Genomic DNA, 23,205 nt, shown 5'->3' with positions numbered 1-23,205 from the left:
TGCTAGCGGACCGTCGCATCACCGACTCCTGGAAACTCCAACTGGCTGCGCAGCTGCGACAGCGACTCGTCTCCTGAGGATGCAGCGCCGGCGATTGCGCTCACTTTCCAGCCTCCGTCGCGCCACACAAGCGAGACCCGCTCGATCGCCCACACCGCCTCACGAGCCGCGGTCGCGTAGATCCACTCCTCCAGCACGGTCACGTCGGCAGCGCTCGGGGAGTAGCTGACGGGGTCCGTGGCGATGGCGACCCGCCGGAGCGGCACGCCAGATGCGCGTTCGATCGCGATCACCGACGCCGCGTGACCGTCCATCGCGGCCGCCTCCGCCGGGGTGCCGACAAGCCGGGCGACAGACGACGTCCGCTCGATGCTGAGTGAATCCATCGCCCGCTCCAACTCGAGGAGGTCGTGCGCCGCGGCCGCCTCTGCGCCGGGCTCGCTGTCGGCGAACCCAACCGTCACGCCGTCGACCACCCGCGTCGGTCCGGACATGACCGGCCGAGCCTCCCGTGTGACCGTCGCTCGCGAGGCTGCGAAGCCGAGGCAGAACAGAGCCAGCGCGACGGCCACCAGCACAAGCCGCGAGCTGAGCGTGCGCTCGGCCAGCATCAGCCGAGGTTGAAGGCGAAGTTCAGCAGCGTCGCCGCTGCCCCGACCAGGAACGCGACGGCCAGCGACGTGACCATTCCGATCTTCCCCCCCACCGCTGTGTGCTCGTTACCGATCCGACCGCCGATCGCCCACGTCGCCGCACCCAATAAGAAACCAGCGGCTGCGGCCATCAGCGCATAGACCGCGAAGCCGTTGATCGCGTGCTGGATCCCGGCCGCCCCAGGGACGTTGGGATCAGGGGCGACCTTGAACGTGTATCCGGCCGCCGCCAAGAACAGGGACTGCACAGCTCCTCCTTCGATCGCACTGCCGTTTCGGAAAAGCGATGCTAACACCTGTTTTGCAAAACATGCAAACCTTGCGTTCTATGTTTTTACCAAGAGGTCTTTCACCCCTTCTCCGCCGCGGACAGATTTCATGAAGCGGTGGGTGCTGTTCTTCGGAGCGCCCGTCATCGGCGTGTTCTGCGGCGGTACCGCAACCGCGGTCGTCGCTGCGCTGGCAGCCGTCGGTAACTGCTCCTCATCGGCCGCGGCCCCGTCTTCTGCGGCAGCCTCCGCGATCCCAGCCGACCTGCTGTCGATCTACGAGCAGGTCGGCGCCCGATACGGGATCCCGTGGGAGGTGCTCGCGGGGATCGGCCAAGAGGAATGCGACCAGGGCCAAAACCCATCCCCCGCCTGCACCATTCAGCCGGGTTCTCAAGGTCCGGGCACCGCCAACTCGGCGAGCGCGTCCGGGCTCATGCAGATCGGAGTCGGCGGCGCGTCCGGCGACGCCTACGACCAGCTACGTGGAAACCTGCCCGACCCGTCGCTCGGACCCCATGACCCGACCACCAGCATCGAGCTCGCAGCACTGGTGCTGATCAAGGACAAGGGCGCGCCAGCAAATCAGTCGATCAGCGCCTACCTCCCAGCCGTCACCGCCTACAACGGCACGGGTCCTGCTGCGGTCGCCTACGCCCACCGCGTCATCGCAGACGCCACGTCCTATGCCAGCAATGGCGTTTCAGCCGTCTCAGCCTGTGAGACGTCGGACAACAACAGCACCCTGATCATTCCCGGTGATCAAGCGAAGATTCTGCCGGACGGAGAAGCCGAAGTCCCAGCCAACGCGCCAGCTGTGGTTCAGGAGATGATCGCCGCCGGCAACCGGCTCATCCGCTTCCCCTACAGCTGGGGCGGCGGCCATGGTGATCCCGCCCAGACCATGAGTCAGACAGACCCGAACCCGGCTGCGTGGCCCGGCAGTCAAGAGAACGGCGGCGGGCCGGGCTACGACTGCTCATCCGCTACGAGCTACGTCCTTTGGGGAGGCGGTTACGGTGATTCCTTGCTTGGCGGAAGCGTCTGGGATTCCACCGAACTCGAAAATGTGGGCCGACCCGGACCGGGGCGCTGGGTCACCATCTACGCCAACGCCGGACACGCCTACATCGAGGTCGCCCTCTCTGTCAACGTCCGGTGAGACGCTCAGCATCAAGGAATCAATGAACCTTGAGGGCGAGAACGGAGCATGCAGGACATGCCGGAGAACATCACCAACGGGGTCGCCTCCGACCTCGAAATCACCGCCGCCCGCGAAGTCCAGGACGGCGTAGCCGGACTGGGCTTGGCGGGCGGCGGGCGCACCGTTGACAGGGCCGCCAAGGTCCCGGACCCAGAGCTGGTCAAGGTCGCGAAACGTCGCACGTTCACCGCTGAGTACAAGGCCCGGATCCTGGCTGAGGCCGACGCCGCGACCGGTCGTGGTCAGGTCGGTGAGCTGCTGCGCCGCGAAGGGCTGTACTCGTCGTTGTTGACCGAGTGGCGTAAGCAGCGCGATGCCGGCGCTCTGGCAGGGCTGTCTGAGAGCAGGGGCCGCAAGGCCGTGGACAAGCGCGATCGAGAGATCACTGCGCTGAAGCGTCGCGCCGAGCACGCCGAGGCGGAGCTGGGCAAGGCTCGGAAGGTGATCGAGGTCCAGGGAAAAGTCTCCGCGCTGTTGGAAGAGATGCTCGGGACCGACAGCGCGAGAAGTACCGAGAGATGATCGCGAACATGGTCGAGGAGCTCACCCCGATCATCGGGACCCGGCCGGCGTGCCGGGCGCTTGGTGCCTCGGCAGCCAGCATCTACCGTCGCCGTCGACCTCCGGCGCCCCGGCCGTCGCGGCCGCGGCCCGCACCGGAGCGGGCGCTGTCAGCCGCCGAACGCCGGGAAGTGCTGGACGTTCTGCATTCAGAGCGGTTCGTGGACATGAGCCCGGAGGTGTGCTGGGCGACGTTGCTCGACGAAGGCCGCTACCTCTGCTCTCCCAGCACGATGTACCGGCTCCTGCGCGCCCAGCACGGCACCGTGCGTGACCGGCGTAACCAGCTCACCCATCCGCCGGCCGCGCGGCCTGAGCTGCTGGCCCAAGCACCGAATGAGCTTTGGAGCTGGGACATTTCAAAGCTGAAGGGCCCGGCGAAGTGGACGTACTTCTACCTGTACGTGATCCTCGACGTGTTCTCGCGCTATGTGGTCGGCTGGACCGTGGAATACCGCGAGAACGCCGCCATCGCGGCGGCCCTGATCGACCAAGCCGTCGACCAGCAGAACATCGCACCCCACGTTCTGACCCTGCACGCCGACCGGGGGTCAGCGATGCGGTCCAAGCCGGTCGCGCACCTCCTCGCCGATCTCGGGGTGACCAAGACCCACAGCCGGCCCTACACCAGCTCAGACAACCCGTACTCAGAGGCCGGGTTCAAGACGCTGAAGTACCGGCCCGGGTTCCCCGCCCGGTTCGACTCGATCGAGCACGCCCGTCGGCACTGCCGCGACTTCGTCGCCCACTACAACCATGAGCACCGCCATTCCGGGATCGGACTGATGACCCCCGCCGCGGTCCATCACGGCACCGCCGCTGAGCTACACCATCTCCGCGGCGACGTTCTCGACGCCGCCTATGCGACCCATCCCGAACGGTTCGTGAACGCGGCACCCACACCGCCCGCGCTGCCCGCCGCAGCGTGGATCAACAAGCCCCCCGAGCCCGAGAAGGCCGCTCAGTAAATTCACGAACAAAGTGTCTCACCGAGCTTGACAGGCTCCGTCGCCGGGATCTACCTTGACACGGCTGCCGGCGAAGGGAAGCCACCGAACCCGCCGACGACTGGGCCGCGCTGGAGCCCGGTTGGCACCGGGCCAGCAGGCTTCACGGCGCGGCATCCACCAGGCCTCTGAGCCGAGCACCGACCTGCAAACAGCCGTCAGCACCCTTCAATCCGCCTCCGACCTAGGCCGACTCCTTAGGAGCGGGCGCCTCCTACCAGCGCCTCGAGCATCGCTCGGAGCTGAGCCGACCTGGCGGCAAAGAAGTCCGGAAACGCCTCAAACGCCAAGTCCGAGCCCGGAGGGATAAGCGGATCTACCAGAGTCTCCCCCTTTCGGGGTCTTGTGACGTTTTCGTGGGTCAGTTCACCCGCGCTGGCAGTGACGGACAGAGCCCTGAGAGCGTGAGCATCGCCAGTGCGATCAGCGCGTGAGCGGAATGGAACCCGAACGCGCGCCGGGTGATCAGCCGGATCTGGGTGTTGATCTGCTCAACCCGGGCGTTGGACAGTCCGAGACGGACCGCGGCGAGAATCCCCTGCCGCTGGGCTTTGATCGTTCGCGCGAGCTTGCAGAACGCTGGCAGTCGACATCGCCGCGCCCAGGACAGCCAGCCGTCCAGCAGCTGCTCGGCCTCCGCAGGCGTGGCGGCCTGATAGATCTGGCGCAACTGTTCCTTGAGCAGATAGGCGCGGTAGAGCGGCCCGTTGAGCTTCTGGATCTCAGACAGCTTGGCGACTTGGCGGTCGGTGAGGTGCTCAGGGTTCTTCCAGACACAGAATCGGGCGCCCTTGAGATCCTTGGCCAGGGTCAGGTTCTTCTCGCGTCGCGCGTCGCGCCAGAGCTCGCGGCGGACCTCATCCAACGCGTCGGTAGCGAGCTGTATCACGTGGAACGGGTCCACGCACCGCTGCGCCCACGGGACCCGTTCAGCGACCGCGGAGCTGATCCAGCCGGCCATGTCACAGCTCACCGATTCGTCATTTAAACCTCAGCCCCGGACGTCACCCCCGCAGCCGATCGGTGGATTTAGGTTTAGTAACCCCAGGACGACAATTCGCCAAGTGCGTCGCGAACCCGAAGTTCGGCTTGATGCACCTCGCGAACCCTTGCTTCCAGCGCATCCGGAACCTGCGCGTCTGAACTCCATCCCATGAGGTATAGGACTCTCCGGAGGGCTTCCCAGGCCTTCCAGGATGTCTGCAAGTGGAACTCAGCCACGCATCGTCGAGTCGTCGGGGGATGTCCCGAGCCGAGTACGAGATGGAGATGACGTCGGGATCCCTCAACCGTCAACAACGACGTCGCCAGCCGACGTTGAAAGACGAGCTCTCGGATGCGGACGGATCGGTCCATCAGGCCCGCAATGAGATCCGGTAGAGCCAAAATTCCTTGCACGCCCGACAGCCACTCGTCCTGGTGCAAGTTGGCCACGCTCGCCTTAAGGATTCCGTCAAGCTCGCGGCCCGGTGGTGAATTCGGAACTCCGACCTGCCAGTCGCACACGTAACAATCATTGAGCGCCTCCTGAAGTCCATCCAGACGCACCCGGCTGAGACCGGTTGGAAGGACGCGGCGGTCCGACACAATCGCCTCCGAGCCGTCGAGGGCAGTCAGGACGAGAGCGTGTCTGCGGGTGTCGTTTTGACCGAACCAGAATGACTCGGGGAGCCGGTTGATGTCTGGAATAAGGGGTACGGCGCGCCCATCTTCCAACATCGCGCGGCAGAGGTCGAGGGCCTGATGGCCATCGTTAAAGGCCCGCCATGTCGCATCGACACCGAGGTGGCAATGGCCTGACCGAAGATCCCCGGCACCTCGTAGCCATTCTACAACCCCGCGGCGGTCGAGCGAGATGCGAAAGTCGAGAGGCTGCAGGACGGCAAACAGGGCCTCGCCAAATCCCGCTTGATAGAGAACATCTCTGACTGCGCGCGTCCAGCATTCTAGGAAAGAGCCATCAAGGCCCTCGAACGAGTCGAGCGCGGAGGGCTCCCAGGATTTATGAGTCATCACCGATCGTGTAGGCACTGTGGTCGGGCCGGATGCTCACTAAAACGGCCCTGCCACCCCGAGCTTCGGAGAGTGCAGGGCCGCATGACACTACAGGTCTGTTTGCGCTGCGAGCTAGGTACTAAAGAACGCAACGACGTCGTTCATCTTGCGGCTGATGGCGTCTGCGAGACCCGGCGTAGCGGCGTCTGCCTCTGAAAGCCAGTTCTCGAACTGGTCGACCGACAGGCCCGCGGGAATTTCAACGCCCGACTCCTCGAGAACTGCTGACCGCAGGTCTTCTGTGATTGCCAAGCTCATTTGTTCGAATCGCTCCCTGATGTTGTTGCCCGAAGAAGTGCTTGAAGAGCATAGACCCCGCCTCATTCGTTGGCAAGTCGCCGCGTGAGTAACCGGCGTTCCGCCGTTAGTGGGCCTTCAGAGGCCATTTTCGGGCCAAAGCGCCCGTAAACACTGGGGTTACCCTCGCCAAAAGCTGAAAAAGCGTGGGCACACGGTTTTGCCCACTCCGTCCGGAGGGCGCTGTAGAGACCCGTCTATTCGGGCCGGAAATCTTCGAATCCGAGCCCGACCTTCGCTCAGAGACGCAAGACGGCCGGAGGCCGGCTGTAGTTCGTCGCCGGCGGGCGCGGCTTGTTGGGCGGTCCGCCAGGCCTCAGCGAACGCGGTCGGGGTCATCATTCTGTGCGCCCGGTGAGGCCGGTTGGCGTTGTCGTCGATGCGGAAGTCCTCGACCATGACCTGGCCTCAGTGAGACAGGAGAAGCTCTCCAGCGCCAGCAGCTCGTCCCGGACGCGGCTGTTGAAGCTTTCGACAAACGGGTTCTCCCATGGGCTGCCGGGCTCAATAAACGCCGTCCCGGTCCGGCTGAACCTGCACCAGTCACCCAGCGCGTGGGAGGTCATCTCCGGCCCGTTGTCACAACGCAGCAGCTCTGGCCGACGGCCCAGCTCTGAGATGATCCGGTCGAGGATGTCGACGACCTTGTCAGCGTCGATGCTGCGCTCAGCCTCCATCGCCAACGCTTCTCTCGTGAACTCGTCGACGATGTTGAGCAGCTTGACCGCACGGCCGTCCTCGGTCACATCCCACTGAAAATCAAAGGCCCAGACGTGATCGGGCCGCTCTGCCCGGAGGCGGTCCCCGGGGACGGTGGAGTCCCCGCGGCGCTGGCGTTTGCGACGCTTGGGCGGCACTCGCAGCCCCTCCTCGCGCCAGAGCCGCTGGGTGCGTTTGCGGTTGATGCTCCAGCCGTCATCGAGCAGCCGCTGATGGGCTTGGCGATAGCCCCAGCGTGGCCGCTCACGCGAGAACTGACGCAGCTGCGCCCCCAGCACCGCGTCGTCATCGGCGACGGTCACGGGGTGGCGTTGGGTGGAGCGGTGCTGGCCCGCCAGTCGGCATGCCCGACGCTCAGAGAACCCCAGCCGCTCCTGCAAGCAGATCACGGCACGGCGTCTCCGGGACGGGCTCAAAAGTTTCCGGGCATGACAATGGCCGCGGGGACCCTGTCCGGGCTCGTCACCTAGCGTCCGGCGCTCCGGGACATGGGGCTCTTGATCGGAACACACGCAAGCGGGCAGGCCGAGCCGTCACGGGATGAGCTTTGAGCTCGACAGTTTCCATGGCCGCCCCTGCGACTCACCCGGGTGCGCCTCGAGCGCGAATCCGTCCCTGTCGTGTGCCCGCTTTCCGATCGTCTGATGACCATCACCGAGGAAAGGGAAGTGTTCATGACTGGCCGCAGTATCGGCCTGGATGTCCACCGTGACTTCTGCGAAGTCGCGGCCGTCGTCGACGCAAGGGTTCAGCACTGGCCACGAGTCAGTGCCCGGCCCGCGCCGCTGCTTCAGTTCGCAGAGCAGCTCAAGGCTGATGATCGCGTCGCGCTGGAGGCGACCGGGAATGCGCTGGCGATCGCGAGAATCATCCGCTCTCACGTCGCTGAGGTGCTGATCGTCAACACCAACCAGCTGCAGGCGATCGCGAACTCCAAGCACAAGACTGACCGTCACGACGCCCGCACGCTCGCTCAGCTGCTGGCTGCCGGGATGCTGGAGCATTCCTGGCTGCCGGATGAGACCACACGGGTGACCCGCCGTCGCGTCGGCCGACGCGCGAACCTGGTCGTCGCGCGCGCCCGGTGCAAGAACGAGATCCTTGCGGTGCTGCACCGCAACCTCAAGAACAAGCCGCCGATGACTGACGCGTTCGGTGTCGCGGGCCGTGAATGGCTTGCCAAACAGCTACTGCCCGGCGATGAACGCGACACCATCGACGCCGCTTTGCGTCAGATCGACTTCCTCACCGAAGAGATCACCACCATCGAGCACGACCTCGCCAACTTCGTGCTCGCCTCCCCCGAAGCCAGACGGCTATTAAGCGTGCCAGGGGTTGGGATGATCACCGCCGCCACGTTCCTCGCTCAGATCGGAACCGCCCCCGGGGACATCAACCGATTCACTTCACCGCGGAAGCTGATCGGCTACCTCGGCCTGGACCCGCGCGTCCGACAATCCGGCAACGCGCCAGCGAACACCGGGCGGATCAGCAAAGAAGGCGCTTCCGCGGTCCGGCACATGCTCGGCGAGTCAGCGCTGACTGCGATCCGCTCCCCCGGGCCGCTCCGAGCCTTCTATCTGCGGATCCGCAGCCGGCGCGGGCACCCGATCGCGATCGTCGCGACCGCCGCGAAAATGGCCAAGCTGTTCTGGCACCTGCTCGTCCGCGAAGAGGACTACGCCTACACGCTCGCGACCCCGCTCGCGAAAAAGATCCGCACCATCGAGCTCAAAGCCGGCCGTGAACGCCGACGCGGCGGCGACGGCAAACCCGTCGCGATCAACCGCGAGCAACGACGCGCGCTCGAACGCAAGATCGCCGAGCACGCCCAAGCGGCCTATGAGCGCACGATTGCCGACTGGCAACGAGCCGCGGCCGCAAAACCGAAAAACCCGCCGGCACGGACTTGACTTTCATCCGTCCCGACGCCAACTCCTTCAGGCCCTGGATATCCAGGGCCTGATCCGCGACGATCCGCTTGAGCTTGACGTTTCTCGGCCTCGAGCCCCTTCAACCGCTTCACATCCTCGGCCTTCATCCCGCCGAACTGGTTGCGCCAACGGTGATAGGTCACTTCGGCGATCTCCAGACGCTTGAGCACCTCGGGCAACTCGCTGCCCTCCGACAACAACCGGTCGGCCTCTCTCAACTTGCGAACGATCTGCTCCGGGGTGTGCCTGGGACGTGACATGCGATTGCTCCTTGCTCCCATTCTCAGGGATCATCGAAGCTCTCACACCGGATGGACCGATCTCAGGGGGTCCCGCCAGCACCGCCGCGGATCACCGCGCTCACACCCGCTTGAAACCCCGCTGACGGCCCGCTCCCGGGCACCCGGAGCGTGGACACACGGCTCACACGCCCAAAAACGCCCGAAAAGCCCTTATCTATGGGCGATTCGGGCTATCCGTGCGCCCACTAACTGCGGAAGTCAGGCTCATGTTCCTCAGCGAGACGGAGGACCGGCGGCTCGCAGGTGGCGCGGTGCTTGCGCGTGTTGACCTCCGACATCCACTGAAGGCACGCGTCCTCGAGCTCCCCCATCGAGGAGTACTCCTCTCGCAGGTTGTGTTCGGTCGGGACCAAGTCGGCCTTGGCGATCTTCACCGTCGCTTCGCTCCCGCCCTTGCTCCGGGGGTCAGCGGGCATCCACGTCTGGATCGAGATGCCGTAGTGGTGGCCCACAGCGACGATCTGCTGGTTGCGGACCGGGATCCCGCACACATGATCGACTGAGACGGTCTTCTGGTTGTCAGTCAACGCATAGGTCGGGACCCCATCGAAATACCGGAACGCGCGATCCAGCCCAAGAACGACTGAGGGCAGCGTCTTGTCCCACAATGGAACCACGATCCGGTAACGCGACCACGCCAGCCAGGCGCAGAACAACACGACCTTGCGATCATCGATCACCGGCCCGTCGCCATAGTCGAACTGCATCCACAGCCCAGGCTCAGGGATCCACGGCCGGGTGCGGGGGTTATTGTCAAAATGGGTCCTCCATCTTGGTGCAGTAGTCTGAGCCGATCTCTCGTGATTCGCCACGGGTTGGCGTGGACTATCCCGGCTCTGATGCTGCGCTGCGTGCGTGGTTCCCGACTGACGCAGCCTGTCTGGACTATCTCGACTGGCTGCGCTGGCCGGAGGGGTTTCGCTGTCCGATCTGTCGCGGCGAGCAGGCGTGGAAGCTTGATGATGGCCGCTGGTCCTGTGGGCGCTGTGGTCGTCGTGTGTCCGCTACGGCGAACACGATCTTTCACGGAACGCGTACGCCGCTGACAGTGTGGTTCGCGGCGGCCTGGATGATGGTCAGCCAGAAGCATGGGATCTCCGCACTGGGTCTCAAGCGGACCCTCGCGATCGGGTCCGAGCAAACTGCGTGGGCGATGCTGCACCGCTACCGGACAGCGATGGTGCGCCCGGGACGTGAGCGGCTGGGAGGTGTCGTCGAGGTCGACGAGACGGTGTTCGGAGCTCCAGCGCCGGGCCGTCGTGGCCGCGGCGCGGCAAACAAGACGATCGTGGAGATCGCTGTGGAGCAAGGCGATCACGGCATCGGGCGCTGCCGCATGCAGGTGATCGAGAAGATCGACACCGCCGCAATCAGAGAGTTCCTGCTGGCCCACGTCGAACCCGGAGCGACGGTCCTGACTGACGGGTTCAGGAGCTACGGGCCAGCGTGTGGCAGCGACTATGAGCATCGCCCTGAGCCAGTCGGGCCCTCAGGCATGCAAGCCCATGAGCTGCTGCCAGCCGTACATCGTGTCGCAGCGTTGGCCAAACGCTGGCTGCTGGGTACCCATCAGGGCGGTGTCAAGGCACAGCACCTACAGGCCTACCTTGACGAGTTCACGTTCCGCTTCAACCGTCGTCATTCACGCTCGCGCGGGATGTTGTTCTACCGGCTCCTCGAACACGCCGTGCAGAGCGAACGACGTACCTACCGCTCCCTGACCGCCGACAGCGCTTCGGGCACACGCCGGTCGCCAACCCCGCCGCCCGCTGATAAGCGCGTCAGGCCACCGAGCCTCGCCGGCGCTCCGCTCGATCGTCCATGGCGGTCCGAAAGCTGAAAAGGCTGCAAATGGCAGGGCCACTGCACTGACATGGAGGACCCGTTTGTCAAATGTTGTGGATTGGCGTCTGAGAATGCTCAGGCGGCGACCTTCTCCTCTTGTGCTCCCGGGTGCTCGTCGGGGACCCGGATCCCGTCTTTGAACTTCACTCCATCGAGCACGTCAGCGACGAGCTCATGGCCGTTGAACCTGCGCCAGCGGTCTTGGGCGGTCGCCAGGAGCTTGTAGGCCATCGCCAGGGCCGCTTTCTTTGATCCGGCGCCCTTGGTGACCTTGGTCCGCAGCCGGACGGTCGCGAACGCTGACTCGATCGGGTTCGTGGTCCGCAAGTGCTGCCAGTGCTCAGCCGGATAGTCAAAGAATGCGGTCAACGGAACCCAGTCGCGGTCGAGCTTGGCCAGTGCCTTGGGGTACTTGGCGCCGTATTCCTGCCGGAACACCTCGAGCGCGAGGCGGGCGTCCTGGCGCGAGGGAGCCTCGATGATCTCGCGCAGCAACCCCTTGGCTTTGGGGTGCAGGCGTTTGGGGAGACAGTCGATGATGTTCCCGGCGGCGTGGAACCAACAGCGCTGCTCAGCAGCGCCGGGGAATACGTCTCTGAGCGCGGCCCACGCGCCGAGCGCGCCGTCGCCCATCACGAGCCTGGGTTCGTTGAGGCCGCGGCGCTGGAGATCCCGGAACACGCCCGCCCAGCTCTCGGTCGATTCGCGGTAGCCGTCCTCCACGGCCAAGAGTTCTTTGACACCGTCCTCACGAACACCGATCACGATCAACCGGCACACCTTGGCGTCCTCGCCGAGACGGACACGAACGTGGATGCCGTCCATGAACAGGTACGCGTACCGGCTGAACCCGAGCTGGCGCTTGGAGAACTGGGCGTGGTCCTCCTCCCACTCCTTCGACAGCCGGGCGATCGTCGTCGGCGACAGACCGGCCGCGTCCGCGCCCAGCAGGCCCTCCAACGCCAGCTGAAAATCCCCTGTCGACAGCCCACACAAGTAGAGGATCGGGATGACCTCCCCGACCTTTGGTGACCGACGCGCGTAGGCAGGCAGGATCTAGGAGCTGAACTTCTGGCGCTCGCCCTGCTCGTCGACGCGCTTGACATTCACACGCGGCGCCCGGACCGGAACCGTCCCGGACCCGACCGTCACCTTCCGCTCCTGCGCCAAGCCGTTACGGACCACAAGCCGGCGGCCGTGCTCATCCACTGCGCCAGCGTGCCGCTCCACATACTCATCCGCCTCAGCCCTCAGCGCCAGCGGCGATCATCCGCCTCGCGCCTTCCCTCGCGAGCGAGTCCAGCGTTTCCACCATCACTTCGTCGCCCGGGCCCCCCGGGAGCATGCGAACATTCATCATCGGCGTGCCTTCCTTGCCGGCCTGCAAGCCGGCCTCGGTCTTGAATCAACCGGGAAGGTACGCCGCCCTCTTTCTCAACGCCGTCCACAACATTCGGGTATACCCCCGCTTGGTTCAACACCCGACGGATCCATACCTCCATCGGGAACCGACCGCCGATCGAACTCGAAGCCGAGTACCACGCCACCGCCGGTTCCGACGTGCCCCTCGATGCTCAGCTCAGCGTCTCCTGAACGTGCTGATCTCCGGGTACGACCCCTGACGGGGTCGTCTCTGCGATACGGTCAAAGCAGGCCTCCAAAACCCTGAGAATCACTTCTCAGAACCTACAAACCCGGTCTCCGTCGAACTCAGGCCCTCCCAGATCGCGTTGTGGTCGACCCGGAGCGCCTCGGGCGCGAGAGTGACCTTGAAGATAACGTCACCGAACTGTGAGAGCGCCTGACCCGACCAGAGCAAGGCAGAATCACGCTGCCGAAGTGGCCCAATAAACGGCGCTTGTGACGTTTTCGTGGGTGCAGTGACCGGCTGAGAATGGGGCGCACGCCCCGTCGCTTCTAGCCTTTCCGGCTGTTCGAAGGCTGGGATCGACTGGAGGCGAACGAGACGTGCGTAGCATCAGAATATGGGCGCGGCTGCTTGGGCTGCGCGACACCGTCGTAGAAGACGTGAGAGTCAACGACGCTGGGGAGGAAGCAGAGGTCGTCGTGTCGGTCCGGCCCAACTGGCGGACCCGGGACCGCTGCGGGATCTGTGGCCGTCGGTCCGGGCGTTTTGATCGTGGTGGCGGGCGGCGGCGTTGGCGGGCGATGGACCTCGGGACCAGCTTCTGTTGGATCGAAGCTGACGCCCCGCGCGTGTCCTGTGCCCGTCACGGGGTTGTCGTCGCCCGTGTCCCGTGGGCACGCCATGACAGCCGCTTCACCCGCGCCTTTGAGGATCAATGCGCCTGGCTGGCGGTGAACTGCTCCAAGAAGGCTGTCGCTGAGCTGATGCGCTGCTCCTGGCGGACTGTCGGCACGATCCTGGAACGCGTCTGCGGCGAAGCGAGGTTGAAGGTCGATCTGCTGTCGGGGCTGACGAGCATCGGGATCGATGAGATCAGCCACCAGCGCGGTCAGAGATACCTCACCGTTGTCGTTGACCATCACAGCGGCCGGCTGGTGTGGGCCGCCCCCGGCCGTGACCGCCAGACCGTACTTGGGTTCTTTGACCAGCTTGGGGAAGAGCGCTGCAAAGAGATCGAATCGGTGAGCTGTGACATGGCCGGCTGGATCAGCTCCGCGGTCGCTGAACGGGTCCCGTGGGCGGAGCGGTGCGTGGACCCGTTCCACGTGATACAGCTCGCTACCGACGCGTTGGATGAGGTCCGCCGCGAGCTCTGGCGCGACGCGCGACGCGAGAAGAACCTGACCCTGGCCAAGGATCTCAAGGGCGCCCGATTCTGTGTCTGGAAGAACCCTGAGCACCTCACCGACCGCCAAGTCGCCAAGCTGTCTGAGATCCAGAAGCTCAACGGGCCGCTCTACCGCGCCTATCTGCTCAAGGAACAGTTGCGCCAGATCTATCAGGCCGCCACGCCTGCGGAGGCCGAGCAGCTGCTGGACGGCTGGCTGTCCTGGGCGCGGCGATGTCGACTGCCAGCGTTCTGCAAGCTCGCGCGAACGATCAAAGCCCAGCGGCAGGGGATTCTCGCCGCGGTCCGTCTCGGACTGTCCAACGCCCGGGTTGAGCAGATCAACACCCAGATCCGGCTGATCACCCGGCGCGCGTTCGGGTTCCATTCCGCTCACGCGCTGATCGCACTGGCGATGCTCACGCTCTCAGGGCTCTGTCCGTCACTGCCAGCGCGGGTGAACTGACCCACGAAAACTCACAAGACCCCAATAAACCTCGGAAAAGCCATCAGCGTCGAAGGCCAGCTTGTCACGAATCGCGGGTTCGGCTAGGGCAGGGGCTGTTGAACCCTGGTGGCGGCCAGGGCTCGTTGTCCTCCGCATGCGAGACTGCAGCGGGATGGCCCATATTGCCGTATCCGGTCTTGCCTATGCCCACCCTGGCGGCGACGAGTTGTTCTCCGACGTGTCATTCCGCGTCGCTCCGGGCAGACATGTCGGCCTTGTTGGGCGCAACGGTGTCGGCAAGTCCACGCTGCTCAAGATTCTCGATGGGCGGCTCAAGTCCCAGGACGGCGAAGCGACGCACGGCGGCCGGTTGCTGGCGATGTCGCAGGACATCGGGGTCAGTGACGGTGCGCAGACCGTCCGCGAGCTGTTGGTGAGCCTTGCTCCTGACGCTCTGCGTCTGTCCGGCGAGGCGCTGGTCGCAGCTGAGAAGCGACTCAGCGCAGGTGACGATTCAGCCGGCATCGCACTCGGTGAAGCGATCGCCGACTGGTCAGCCTTGGGTGGATACGAACTCGAAGGCCGTTGGGACGCATCCTGTCGTCGCATCGTCCGTGCCGGGCTTGATGAGGTCGCGGGACGGCCGGCGCGATCACTCTCTGGCGGGGAACGCAAGCAGCTTGTCCTCGACGTGTTGTTTTCATCTGACGCCGACGTGCTGCTGCTCGACGAGCCCGACAACTTCCTCGATGTACCGGCCAAGCTGGAGCTCGAGCGGCGCATCCGCGAGTCGCGCAAGACAATCCTGATGATCTCCCACGACCGCGGCGTGCTCGCCGGCGCGACCGAGTCGATCGTCACGCTCGAAGGACACGGTGCCTGGGTGCACGACGGCTCCTACGCGAGCTATCCCGAGGCGCGGCGCAAGCGTCAGGAGCGGCTGGGCGACGCGGTCCGGCGCTGGCACGAGGAGGAAAAGCGACTGCGCGAGCAGGTCCGGATCTGGAAGGAGCGGGCGAAGCTCTCTGACGACCTGGCGTCCCGCGCAAAGGCCACGGAGACCCGCTGGCGGCGGTTCCGGGACGCCGGTCCTCCCCCGGCTCCAGTGACCGACCAGGCGATTGCCGTCCGGATCCGCGGCGGTGACTCAGCCCGGATCGTGCTCGACATGCGCGAGCTGGAGATCGCCGGCCTCCTCTCCCCGTTCTCCGACGAGATCCACTTCGGCGAGCGGGTCGGGGTGATCGGGCCGAACGGCTCGGGCAAGAGCGCCCTCATGAGCGTTCTGTCGGGAACACGGCCGCCGGACCGCGGACAGCTTCGGGTGGGCCCACGGGTGTCGGCTGGCTACTTCACACAGCTGCAGACCCGCGGCGACTTCACCGGCCGTCCTGTTCTGGACATCGTGCTCGAACGGGTGACCGGAACCCAGGCGGGGATGGGTGCGTTGGCGCGCTACGGCCTGGCGGACGCGTCCCGGCGCTCCTACGACGTGCTATCAGGCGGCGAGAAAGCGCGCCTGGAGATCCTAATCCTCGAACTGGAAGGCCACAACCTGCTCCTGCTCGACGAGCCGACGGACAACCTCGACGTCGACTCCTCCGAAGCGCTCGAGGCTGCGCTTGAGGGCTTCTCAGGGACCGTCGTGGCGGTCTCACACGATAGGGCGTTTCTCGCCGTCCTCGACCGGTTCCTCATGGTCCCGCATGACGGCTCCGTCCTCGCCTTCCCGTCATACGAGCCCGCGTTGGAGGCTCTAATGGACCCCGCTCGCGCGACAACGATCCCGCTCGCCAAGACGCTCTAGGCAGGCCATGCGATCTTTGCGGACGTGCAGGAGGGGTCCCCGATGATCGCCTGCCATCGCGGCCCTAGATGTTGAGCGACACGCTCGGTGGTGAAGCGAGCGGGGTTCAGCGTCACGAAGCGTGAGGATGGCTGCGCGTCTGCGAGTCGGTGGCCGCCAGGATGGTGGGGCTCTTGAACATTTGAGGGCTCCCTCACCGAAACCTTGACGCGGCAGAGGCGAGTTGGTCAGCGACGCAGGTGAGGTAGCGCTGGCCGCGGCGGTAGCTGATCTCATCCACGCCGATCGCGACGAGGTTCTCCAGGCGGTTCGAATCGAGGCGGTCAGCGACGACCCGTTCGATGATCTTCCCGACGGTGTTCCAGCCGATCTTCAACAGACGGCGGATCGGGTCCTTGGCCATCTGCTGGGCAGCCACGCGACGAGATCTTCAAAGTCGCGGGTGTGATGGGCCCCGGGCCTGGCCCAGGGAACGGCCTCGGCGTGCACGCCACAGTCCGGGCAACGAAGAAGACGCAGCTCGCACTCGATATGACAGCGCGCGGCACCCAAGTCGAGGTGCCGCCAGCGTTTGACCCGCCGGTCATGGATCTGCAGGTGATCGCCGGTCTGGCCACAGGCCCCGCACACCCGCCGGCGACGGCGCAATCGGACGGTCACGATCACCCCGACCGACGCGAACGCCACGTCGATCACCGAGGCTCCGGGCAGAGCCAACAGGCGGTTGAATGCCGAGCAGACGCGCACGTCGCTCTCCTTTTGAGAGTGATGGCTTCGCTCGGCCCCAGCGCGATGGTGGACTTCAAGCACCCGCAAGCCTGCCGAGAGCGGCGGCGCGTCGCCACCACAAACTGCGCAACGTCCAATCCTGCTGCCGCCGAACGATCTCGCTGCTCAGAGCAGGATCAACGCCGTCAAGTCACCCACAACTCGACCGAAGACCCTGTTGTATTGACGGCGAACCTCAGCGAGTTCGGCGCGGAGCATCTCGGGATCGCGGATGCGATCGATGTGCGGCCATTCGGCTTTGACGTGGGAGAACAGGCTCTCGATCCAGGCCTGGTCGGTCGGGGTGCCGGGCCGGCCGAAGTGTTGAGCGATCGCGCACATCGCCATGAACTCCCGCGTCGAGCCTGACGTCATCTGCGGTCTGTGACGAGCTGTTCTGGTCCTGGGAGATCTTCCAGCACACCCGGGACCGCAAAGAACTCAAGCGCCGGATCCTCGCACTGCGTCGCCAGCTCAAACCGGCCCTGCGCCGCTACGGCGCCAAGGCCCCACGTTATGTACGAACCCGGGGACTGGGGCGGAACCTGATCAAGGTCTGGGATGCGCTCTGAACCTTCACACACATCCAGGGTGTGGAGCCGACGAACAACCATGCCGAACGATCGTTGCGTGGCGCGGTGATTTACCGCAAGCTCTCCCTCGGCAGCCAGTCCGAGGAAGGCGAGACCCGCATCGCGAGACTGCTCTCAGCGCACACGACCTGCCGGTTCCAGCACCGCAGCATGTTCGAATACCTCGCCGAAGCGCTCACCAAGCACGCCTCCGGCGAGCCCGTGCCACTGCTCACCTGAGCAAACACAGGGATCGACGACCAACTGAACGCCTACCCATTCTTGCTTCTGTCCTGCATGTCCAGCGTGCTCCGTTCTCGCCCTCAAGGGTTGACTGATTCCTTGATGCTGAGCGTCTCACCAGACGTTGACAGAGAGGGCGGCGACCGCAACGGATCCCGGCCCGTCAACTCCTTCATCCACCCCGGCGGTCTGCCCATCACAACTCTCCTTCATCGAGCGTTGCGACGACCGGTTGAATCCGCCGTGACATTCTCGATCATTGTGCGGAGCGTAGAGCGGGGTCAAGTCAGATCCGGGGTTCGCGACCACGTCACCGGGTACGGCATGCAGCCCGCTCTACTCGATGGTCAAGTCGAGGCCGCGGTCCGGCGCTCCTGCGTCGCGCCTGAGTTGTCGCTGCCCCCTACAGAGGCTTTCCTCGGCCCGGCGCCACCCGCGCTGCGCATCCCGGTCTCCGGCCGGCTCTGGCCCCAACACAGACCTGTAGTCGATGACGTCATGGTCGATGCGGAAGGCGGCGACGGCCTGAGCTGCGCGGTCCCAGATTGCGCGTGCTGCCGGGGACGCCGGCCGATCGCCGAGGGCGTCCCGCAGCCAGTTGGGTCGCTGGTCGAGGACGCGGTCGACGAGCTTGTCTCTGACATCTGAGTAGTCCTTCTGGAGCTCGGTCAGCGCAGTCTGTAGTCCGTCGCGTTCGGACTTGACCTGCGACGGATCGCCGAGTTCGCGTTCCTGCTGCACGCGACTCTCGCGGAGATCGCCCAGCTCCCGGCGATCCATCGCGACGGCGCGGGCTAAGAACTCGCGCTCTTCAGCGTGCGGGCCATGGACTCGACCGAAGCGACGACCCGGGACTGGCAGAGCATCGAGCCGCTTTTCGTGGCCATTGAGCCGTTCGGTGATCTCGCGCGCGTTGGCGTCGATCTGGTCGAACCGGGTCAGCGAGCGGAGCGGCAGGGCATTCAGACTCATCTGGGTGCGGCTGATCCGGTCGCGGAGGTCGATGAGGCGCTCGATGCTCGCTGGCGGCTCTCGCACTTCCAGTCGGGCAGCACCACGCTCCTGTGACAGCGGCTGGGTGGCGGCGCGGTCTGTGCTGAGCTTCTGATCGTCTGCTCGGCCAGCTGGTGCGAGTTGGTCGACGGCAAGGTCCTCATCGTCGCGGACCAGCATCCGCCTCGCGACCGCCGCCAGCACTGTCGCTCGATCCCGTGCCCCAAGGCCGGGATCGGGCGCCATCTCGGCCCGGCCGTCGTAGTGGCGCTGCTCGTCAGCGATCAGCAGTTTCGTGTCGCCGCGGGCCCGGGACAGGGCGCTGTAGCTCCAGCCGCGAGTCAAATCTGCCGGCGAGGCGACGACGATCGCGCGCTCGACGGTGCCGCCCTGCATGCCGTGACCTGTGAGGCAGTAGGCGTGCTCTACATGGTCGGCGACGTAGGCGGCGGGCAGGTCGCGGTAGAGGCCGCCGTCTGTCTCGAACACGATGGCTTCAGATGCGACGCGGCGGACGGTGCCGCGAGTGCCGTTGTCGACGCCGACGCGCGCGTCGTTGTCACGGCAGATGATCCGGTCACCCACGGCGACCGCGACCGGGCCAAAGGCGTGCTCGTCGCTCAGCTCCCCATTTGCAGTTCGGTGCGCCCGAGCAGCGGCGTTGAGGTGATCTCGCGTCTCGTTGTCGCGGGAGATCATGACGGCGTGACGCGGACCGAGGTCGGCGACGGCGTCGACCCAAGCGCGGATGACATGGTCACGCAGCTCGCTGTGGTCGAGGACATACACCCGCCCGGCCGTCTCGGCCCACGCCAGGAACCGCTCGGGCGCCCCTGCGTGAAGCGCACCGAGCGCGCGGCGTTCCCCGGGGTCGCGCTGTCGCATCCCCTCTGTGAGCCGCACCTCCCCGACGCGCTGCCCGACAGCCTTGAGCCAGCCGCCGGCAAGCACGGACGGCAGCTGGCCTGAGTCGCCAATCGCGATCACTTTCGCCCCAGCCACCTCCGCATGTTCCAACAGGCGGGCGGTGATCCGCGTCGGCGCCATGCCTGCCTCGTCGATCACGATCACGGCGTTGGCCGGAATCGGCCGGGCGTTCTGCTCGATGTCGATCAGCGCCCTGTCGATCGTGCGCGCCGGGATGCCGGCCTCATCACTCAACTCCCGTGCGCCACGCCCGGTCGGTGCGAGGCCGAGCACCTCATAGCCCGCCGACTCATAAGCCTGGCGGATCACCCCAGCGGTGTAGGTCTTGCCGGTGCCCGCCAGCGCCTCGACCACATCCACCCCGTTTCCCGAGGTCGCTACGGAGATGACCACGTCGCGCTGATCAGCTGTCAGCTGCCGATCAGCCCGCGAGACCGTTTCGTCTACGCGTGCCGCGTCGAGAGTCGCGGTGCCGGTCTTCGCGCGTCCTATCGCGGCGCGGATCAGCCGCTCCTCACTGGCCACCAGATCGCTTGTGGTCATCTCGCCGTGGACGGTCGGCAAGACGTCAGCGCGGAGACTGAAGCCTTGGGCCAGTGAACGAACCGCAGGCACCCGCGCGCCTTGTTCTGCGGCGCCCGCGAACTGCTGAAGCACGGCCCGGTCGTCGAACGTGTTGGCTCGCTCGGTGAGTCCGTGCTCGCCTGCCAAACGATCTTCGAGGCCTCCGTCTGACTCAGCATCGACGCCGCCCAGCCCGGCGCGATCCCTACCTTGGCTCAGTAGCCGCCCTACAGCCTCTCGGTCCAGCCCGTGCTCCGCAGCCCTGGCTTGAACCTCCTCCCGCCAGGTGTGCGTGTCGACCCCGTATTGCTTGCGCTCTCTGGTGTCGACGGCCGCCGCCTCGGCCGACCGTTTGCTACCGAGCGAAAAGCCTCCCTTCTCAGCCGCTTTCTGCATCTCATGGCGCCGCCTTGAGAACTCCTCGAGCACGTCCTGCGGGATCGCCTCCAGCTCCGCCGCCCCCTTCTTCACTGGGCCCCAGTTCAGACCCAAGCGCTCACTGACCTCGGCCCGGAGGTGGGCCTGATAGAGGTAGCCAGCGGTCTTGGCCGAGCGGTAGAGCGGCGTGCCGTTGAGCGCCGTGAAGCGACCGTCGGGCCCCTTGGCCATATTCGCGGCGACGACGTGAGTGTGAAGCTGTGGGTCCAGCGCTCGCGACATCCGGTGCCGGTAGGCGGCGGCGATCAGGCCCTCAGCCCGAAACGTCTCCTGGCCGCCTCGACCGCGCCGGACCTCCACAGACGTGTCCTCGATCCACACCAGAGCCGCGCGCACGGCGGACTCATGAGCGGCAACCAGCTCACAGGCAACGGGTTCGTCAGCGACAGCGAACAGGACGCTCACGCTCTTGGGGGCCGAGAAGGTCAGATCAAGCGCGGCGACCTTCGATGGTCGCCACCCCTTGAGCTTGGTCTGAAGATCCCGCGGGTCGGTCCCAGACAGCAGAGCATCGAACTGTGCGGCGTGGACGACGCCAGCCAGACCGAGCGCTTCAGCGCCGTGCCCGACCCACTCACCCGGTGCCTCACCTCGCCCCGAGTAGTAGTCGTCGCCCCCCTGGGCGACCTGCTGGTCGTAGTAGCGCTGCTGGCCGACAACGAGCTTCCCGATCGAGAGCACGCTCCACAGTATTGCATTTGTGAAACAAGACTTTGCAAAAAGTGCAACTGTGTGCGGACCGGAGCGGAGCGACGGGAAGCTGGTTCTGCCTGAGGCCGTTACGGGTCAAGGAGCGGGCTCGGATGCCTGGCGGTCGGCGTGGCGAAACGTCGCGTCGGCCTGGCCTTGGGGAGGGCGTTGGCGATCTCAGGGCGCGCGCCGTGGCTGCGGTGCGCTCGTCTGGCGCGAACGCGACCGCCCGTGCGCGCCCCGGCGCCCATCACACACCGCGGACCGGCCGGCCGCCAGGCGGGAGCGGCCCTGGAGGCCTCCTCCCCCTGCGCGTATCGGCATAGGATGCACAGAGGATGGACCTTCTGCGCGTGCAACTGCAAGTGCCGGCCTCCAGCCGGCGGGCGGTCACGCACTTCTACGCCAGCACCCTCGGCCTCGGCTTGACCGCCGAGGCAGCCCACGAGATCGGCCACAGCACCCTCGCCTTTGAACCTCACACCGGCACGCCGTTCTACCACTTCGCCATCCAACTCCCCGGCGACCGGTTCACCGCCGCCACCCACTGGGCACGCCAGCGCGTCCAAACCCTCAGCGACCCGATCCACTTCAACGCCTGGAACGCCGACGCGATCTACTTCCACAACATCGTCGAACTGATCGCCCACCACGGCCACGGCGAGACCGGCCGCCACGGCCCGTTCAACCCGAGCGAGTTCCTCGGGATCTCAGAGATCGGACTCGTCGGCGACGTCGACACGATCACCACAGACCTCGCCCCACTCGAACTGAACGTCTTCAGCGGCGCCGGAACAGACCTGACGTTCCTCGGCGCACCGACCGGCACCCTGATCATCACCGCCATCGGACGCGGCTGGCTTCCACTCCAACGCCCAGCCCAGCCCCACCCGGTGCACGCCACCATCGCCGGCACCCCCAAGACCGTCATCCACACCGCCGGACACACCGTGCGACGAACCGACTGACGATGCGCGGCCGAACCGAACCTCCCGAGCGCCAGTCCTCCGACGCTCGATCCCCGCATCGCATCCGCGCCACACCAGATGCCCGCGCGGGGGCTCCGGCGGTCACCAACGCGATCGTGCCAACGGTGCCGGCGAGCCTGGAAACCGCGCATAGGGGGCCTGTCGGCATCTGCGCCGACAGACGCGTCCGGACAGCAAAGCGGGTCCGGACGCGGACGATCGCTCGCGTGGCGATGCGCTCGCCCGACGCTACGCCCTTGCATGATGGCTTCGTCGCCAAGGCACTCGTCCGGATCAGTGCGATGCGCGCGATCGCATTCGCGGTTTGTGATCGCTGCCTACGGGCGGTCAATGGGCGGGCGGGCAAGCAACGGCCTCGTCGACGCATCAAAATTCATGAGGCTGGCGCGTTAGGCGCATGAAAGTCGGCGTTTACATCGACGGGTTCAATCTCTATTACGGCGCGCGAGGTCTGTGCGGACGCGGGACCCCTGGTTGGCGCTGGATAAACCTACGATCCCTCGCGAGCGCGCTGTGCCAGTCGACGAGCTGGTCGGACATCAGCATTGAACGAATCGTGTACTGCACCGCGCGGATCAGCGGGGCTGACAACCCCGGTGGCGCACGCGACCAGGACATCTATCTCAAAGCGCTGGTGGCGGCCCAGTCAGTCGATCACATCGAGTACGGAACCTACGTTTCGCGCGTCAAGCGCGCGCCCCTGGCGTTGCCCGACGCCAAGGGTCGACCGATCCTGACGCGCGCCGCGGCGCCCGTGCTGGTCAAGGATTCCTCGGACAACCCAGTGCACGACGCGGTGTTCCTCGTATCGCACGCCCAGCGCGAGGAGAAGGGCTCCGACGTAAATGTGGCGGCTCATCTCCTCTTGGATGTCCTAGAGGGCTCGGTGGAGGCGGCGCTAGTGATCTCGAATGACAGCGACCTCAAGCTGCCGATAGTCGAGGCACGCAAGCGCGTTCCGGTCGGCCTAGTCAACCCATCAAAGACTCAGACCGCCGGAGATCTCCGCGGCGAGAAGTCGGATGGCGTCGGCGGGCACTGGTGGCATCGGCTACGTGCCAACGAGATCCGCGCCCACCAACTCGCAGATCCGGTCGGTTCCTACGGAAAGCCGCAAGGCTGGTAGCACATTGCGACGATTGTTGCAAGCGCTCCTTGCTTTC

At 65.7% G+C, this 23,205-nt stretch carries 23 protein-coding genes; 9 read left to right on the top strand and 14 right to left on the bottom strand.

From position 1 onward, the window contains the following. Positions 1 to 2: 2 nt before the first annotated feature. Together M3M55_RS07710 and M3M55_RS07705 are read right to left on the bottom strand one after the other, a co-directional pair. On the bottom strand, positions 3 to 611 hold the full coding sequence (locus M3M55_RS07710; protein ID WP_249012240.1) for a hypothetical protein: 609 nt from the start codon (positions 609 to 611) through the stop codon (positions 3 to 5). Further along, entirely contained in the window at positions 611 to 901 is a 291-nt protein-coding gene (locus M3M55_RS07705; protein WP_249012239.1) for a DUF6112 family protein, read from the bottom strand. Before M3M55_RS07705 ends, M3M55_RS07710 begins: the two co-directional genes overlap by 1 nt. Before the next feature lie 142 nt (positions 902 to 1,043). Here M3M55_RS07705 and M3M55_RS07700 point away from each other — a divergent pair, with 142 nt between their 5' ends. Both M3M55_RS07700 and M3M55_RS07695 read left to right on the top strand, forming a co-directional pair. Then, complete coding sequence (locus M3M55_RS07700) at positions 1,044 to 2,084, top strand: hypothetical protein (protein ID WP_249012238.1); 1,041 nt, start codon at positions 1,044 to 1,046, stop codon at positions 2,082 to 2,084. Between the two features lie 144 nt (positions 2,085 to 2,228). Then, positions 2,229 to 3,655, top strand: a protein-coding gene (locus M3M55_RS07695) for an IS3 family transposase (RefSeq protein WP_371878752.1) whose coding sequence is annotated in 2 segments (ribosomal slippage) — positions 2,229 to 2,574 and positions 2,574 to 3,655 — 1,428 coding nt in all. Because the reading frame shifts where the segments join, the coding sequence is not laid out codon by codon here. 400 nt (positions 3,656 to 4,055) lie between these two features. Here M3M55_RS07695 and M3M55_RS07690 read toward each other — a convergent pair. The 4 genes from M3M55_RS07690 to M3M55_RS07675 form a co-directional block, all read right to left on the bottom strand. Further along, positions 4,056 to 4,667: a transposase gene (locus M3M55_RS07690; RefSeq protein WP_256469047.1), complete on the bottom strand. Its 612-nt coding sequence runs from the start codon at positions 4,665 to 4,667 to the stop codon at positions 4,056 to 4,058. A 62-nt stretch (positions 4,668 to 4,729) separates the two neighbouring features. After that, positions 4,730 to 5,707 (bottom strand): BtrH N-terminal domain-containing protein, encoded by a 978-nt coding sequence (locus M3M55_RS07685; protein ID WP_249012236.1) that lies wholly within the window; start codon positions 5,705 to 5,707, stop codon positions 4,730 to 4,732. Between the two features lie 114 nt (positions 5,708 to 5,821). Next, positions 5,822 to 6,007, bottom strand: coding sequence for a hypothetical protein (locus M3M55_RS07680; RefSeq protein ID WP_249012235.1), 186 nt, complete (start codon positions 6,005 to 6,007; stop codon positions 5,822 to 5,824). A 377-nt stretch (positions 6,008 to 6,384) separates the two neighbouring features. Continuing rightward, on the bottom strand, positions 6,385 to 7,278 hold the full coding sequence (locus M3M55_RS07675; protein ID WP_256469046.1) for an IS3 family transposase: 894 nt from the start codon (positions 7,276 to 7,278) through the stop codon (positions 6,385 to 6,387). 132 nt (positions 7,279 to 7,410) lie between these two features. On the opposite strand from M3M55_RS07675, the gene M3M55_RS07670 reads away from it, so the two are divergent. Then, positions 7,411 to 8,679, top strand: a complete 1,269-nt coding sequence (locus tag M3M55_RS07670) for an IS110 family transposase (protein ID WP_249012233.1) — start codon at positions 7,411 to 7,413, stop codon at positions 8,677 to 8,679. Here M3M55_RS07670 and M3M55_RS17610 read toward each other — a convergent pair. Both M3M55_RS17610 and M3M55_RS07665 read right to left on the bottom strand, forming a co-directional pair. Next, entirely contained in the window at positions 8,607 to 8,960 is a 354-nt protein-coding gene (locus tag M3M55_RS17610) for a transposase (protein WP_371878736.1), read from the bottom strand. The two genes, M3M55_RS07670 and M3M55_RS17610, sit on opposite strands and share 73 nt — an antisense overlap. 227 nt (positions 8,961 to 9,187) lie before the next feature. Next, positions 9,188 to 9,709, bottom strand: a complete 522-nt coding sequence (locus M3M55_RS07665) for a hypothetical protein (protein WP_371878735.1) — start codon at positions 9,707 to 9,709, stop codon at positions 9,188 to 9,190. Positions 9,710 to 9,795: 86 nt separating this feature from the next. On the opposite strand from M3M55_RS07665, the gene M3M55_RS07660 reads away from it, so the two are divergent. After that, a complete protein-coding gene (locus M3M55_RS07660) occupies positions 9,796 to 10,842 on the top strand; it encodes an IS1595 family transposase (RefSeq protein ID WP_371878751.1) in 1,047 nt (348 codons plus the stop codon). Positions 10,843 to 10,922: 80 nt separating this feature from the next. On the opposite strand, the gene M3M55_RS07655 is transcribed toward M3M55_RS07660, so the two are convergent. After that, positions 10,923 to 11,843: an IS256 family transposase gene (locus M3M55_RS07655; RefSeq protein WP_249012231.1), complete on the bottom strand. Its 921-nt coding sequence runs from the start codon at positions 11,841 to 11,843 to the stop codon at positions 10,923 to 10,925. A 60-nt stretch (positions 11,844 to 11,903) separates the two neighbouring features. Further along, positions 11,904 to 12,077: a hypothetical protein gene (locus tag M3M55_RS07650; RefSeq protein WP_249012230.1), complete on the bottom strand. Its 174-nt coding sequence runs from the start codon at positions 12,075 to 12,077 to the stop codon at positions 11,904 to 11,906. A 738-nt stretch (positions 12,078 to 12,815) separates the two neighbouring features. On the opposite strand from M3M55_RS07650, the gene M3M55_RS07645 reads away from it, so the two are divergent. Both M3M55_RS07645 and M3M55_RS07640 read left to right on the top strand, forming a co-directional pair. Further along, positions 12,816 to 14,069, top strand: a complete 1,254-nt coding sequence (locus tag M3M55_RS07645) for an ISL3 family transposase (RefSeq protein ID WP_249012229.1) — start codon at positions 12,816 to 12,818, stop codon at positions 14,067 to 14,069. A 154-nt stretch (positions 14,070 to 14,223) separates the two neighbouring features. Then, on the top strand, positions 14,224 to 15,858 hold the full coding sequence (locus M3M55_RS07640) for an ABC-F family ATP-binding cassette domain-containing protein (RefSeq protein WP_249012228.1): 1,635 nt from the start codon (positions 14,224 to 14,226) through the stop codon (positions 15,856 to 15,858). Positions 15,859 to 16,051: 193 nt separating this feature from the next. Here the strand turns inward: M3M55_RS07640 and M3M55_RS07635 are convergent, their stop codons facing one another. The 3 genes from M3M55_RS07635 to M3M55_RS17600 form a co-directional block, all read right to left on the bottom strand. Then, positions 16,052 to 16,276: a hypothetical protein gene (locus tag M3M55_RS07635; RefSeq protein WP_249012227.1), complete on the bottom strand. Its 225-nt coding sequence runs from the start codon at positions 16,274 to 16,276 to the stop codon at positions 16,052 to 16,054. Next, positions 16,231 to 16,488: a transposase family protein gene (locus M3M55_RS17605; RefSeq protein WP_371878750.1), complete on the bottom strand. Its 258-nt coding sequence runs from the start codon at positions 16,486 to 16,488 to the stop codon at positions 16,231 to 16,233. The genes M3M55_RS07635 and M3M55_RS17605 overlap by 46 nt, the downstream gene beginning before the upstream one ends. Positions 16,489 to 16,752: 264 nt before the next feature. After that, entirely contained in the window at positions 16,753 to 16,968 is a 216-nt protein-coding gene (locus M3M55_RS17600; RefSeq protein ID WP_371878749.1) for an integrase core domain-containing protein, read from the bottom strand. A 251-nt stretch (positions 16,969 to 17,219) separates the two neighbouring features. Here M3M55_RS17600 and M3M55_RS07625 point away from each other — a divergent pair, with 251 nt between their 5' ends. Then, positions 17,220 to 17,438, top strand: a complete 219-nt coding sequence (locus M3M55_RS07625) for a transposase (protein ID WP_249012225.1) — start codon at positions 17,220 to 17,222, stop codon at positions 17,436 to 17,438. A gap of 339 nt (positions 17,439 to 17,777) precedes the next feature. On the opposite strand, the gene mobF is transcribed toward M3M55_RS07625, so the two are convergent. Beyond that, on the bottom strand, positions 17,778 to 21,044 hold the full coding sequence (mobF, locus tag M3M55_RS07620) for a MobF family relaxase (protein ID WP_249012224.1): 3,267 nt from the start codon (positions 21,042 to 21,044) through the stop codon (positions 17,778 to 17,780). Between the two features lie 347 nt (positions 21,045 to 21,391). On the opposite strand from mobF, the gene M3M55_RS07615 reads away from it, so the two are divergent. Both M3M55_RS07615 and M3M55_RS07610 read left to right on the top strand, forming a co-directional pair. Next, positions 21,392 to 22,021, top strand: coding sequence for a hypothetical protein (locus M3M55_RS07615; RefSeq protein WP_249012223.1), 630 nt, complete (start codon positions 21,392 to 21,394; stop codon positions 22,019 to 22,021). Between the two features lie 418 nt (positions 22,022 to 22,439). Further along, complete coding sequence (locus M3M55_RS07610; protein WP_249012222.1) at positions 22,440 to 23,168, top strand: NYN domain-containing protein; 729 nt, start codon at positions 22,440 to 22,442, stop codon at positions 23,166 to 23,168. The last annotated feature ends 37 nt before the right edge of the window (positions 23,169 to 23,205 follow it).

Source organism: Conexibacter sp. DBS9H8 (genome assembly GCF_023330685.1).
Taxonomy (GTDB): Bacteria; Actinomycetota; Thermoleophilia; order Solirubrobacterales; family Solirubrobacteraceae; genus Palsa-465.
Note: the sequence above shows the minus strand (reverse complement) of the source record. Positions and strands in the feature narration are given on the sequence as shown.

What these genes read in the sequence shown, in the direction of transcription:
- M3M55_RS07710 (WP_249012240.1), bottom strand. Translation starts at nt 611, where the DNA reads ATGCTGGCCGAGCGCACGCTCAGCTCGCGGCTTGTGCTGGTGGCCGTC.
- M3M55_RS07685 (WP_249012236.1), bottom strand. Translation starts at nt 5,707, where the DNA reads ATGACTCATAAATCCTGGGAGCCCTCCGCGCTCGACTCGTTCGAGGGC.
- M3M55_RS07680 (WP_249012235.1), bottom strand. Translation starts at nt 6,007, where the DNA reads ATGAGCTTGGCAATCACAGAAGACCTGCGGTCAGCAGTTCTCGAGGAG.
- M3M55_RS07670 (WP_249012233.1), top strand. Translation starts at nt 7,411, where the DNA reads ATGACCATCACCGAGGAAAGGGAAGTGTTCATGACTGGCCGCAGTATC.
- M3M55_RS17610 (WP_371878736.1), bottom strand. Translation starts at nt 8,960, where the DNA reads ATGTCACGTCCCAGGCACACCCCGGAGCAGATCGTTCGCAAGTTGAGA.
- M3M55_RS07665 (WP_371878735.1), bottom strand. Translation starts at nt 9,709, where the DNA reads ATGCAGTTCGACTATGGCGACGGGCCGGTGATCGATGATCGCAAGGTC.
- M3M55_RS07640 (WP_249012228.1), top strand. Translation starts at nt 14,224, where the DNA reads ATGGCCCATATTGCCGTATCCGGTCTTGCCTATGCCCACCCTGGCGGC.
- M3M55_RS17600 (WP_371878749.1), bottom strand. Translation starts at nt 16,968, where the DNA reads ATGTGCGCGATCGCTCAACACTTCGGCCGGCCCGGCACCCCGACCGAC.
- M3M55_RS07615 (WP_249012223.1), top strand. Translation starts at nt 21,392, where the DNA reads ATGGACCTTCTGCGCGTGCAACTGCAAGTGCCGGCCTCCAGCCGGCGG.
- M3M55_RS07610 (WP_249012222.1), top strand. Translation starts at nt 22,440, where the DNA reads ATGAAAGTCGGCGTTTACATCGACGGGTTCAATCTCTATTACGGCGCG.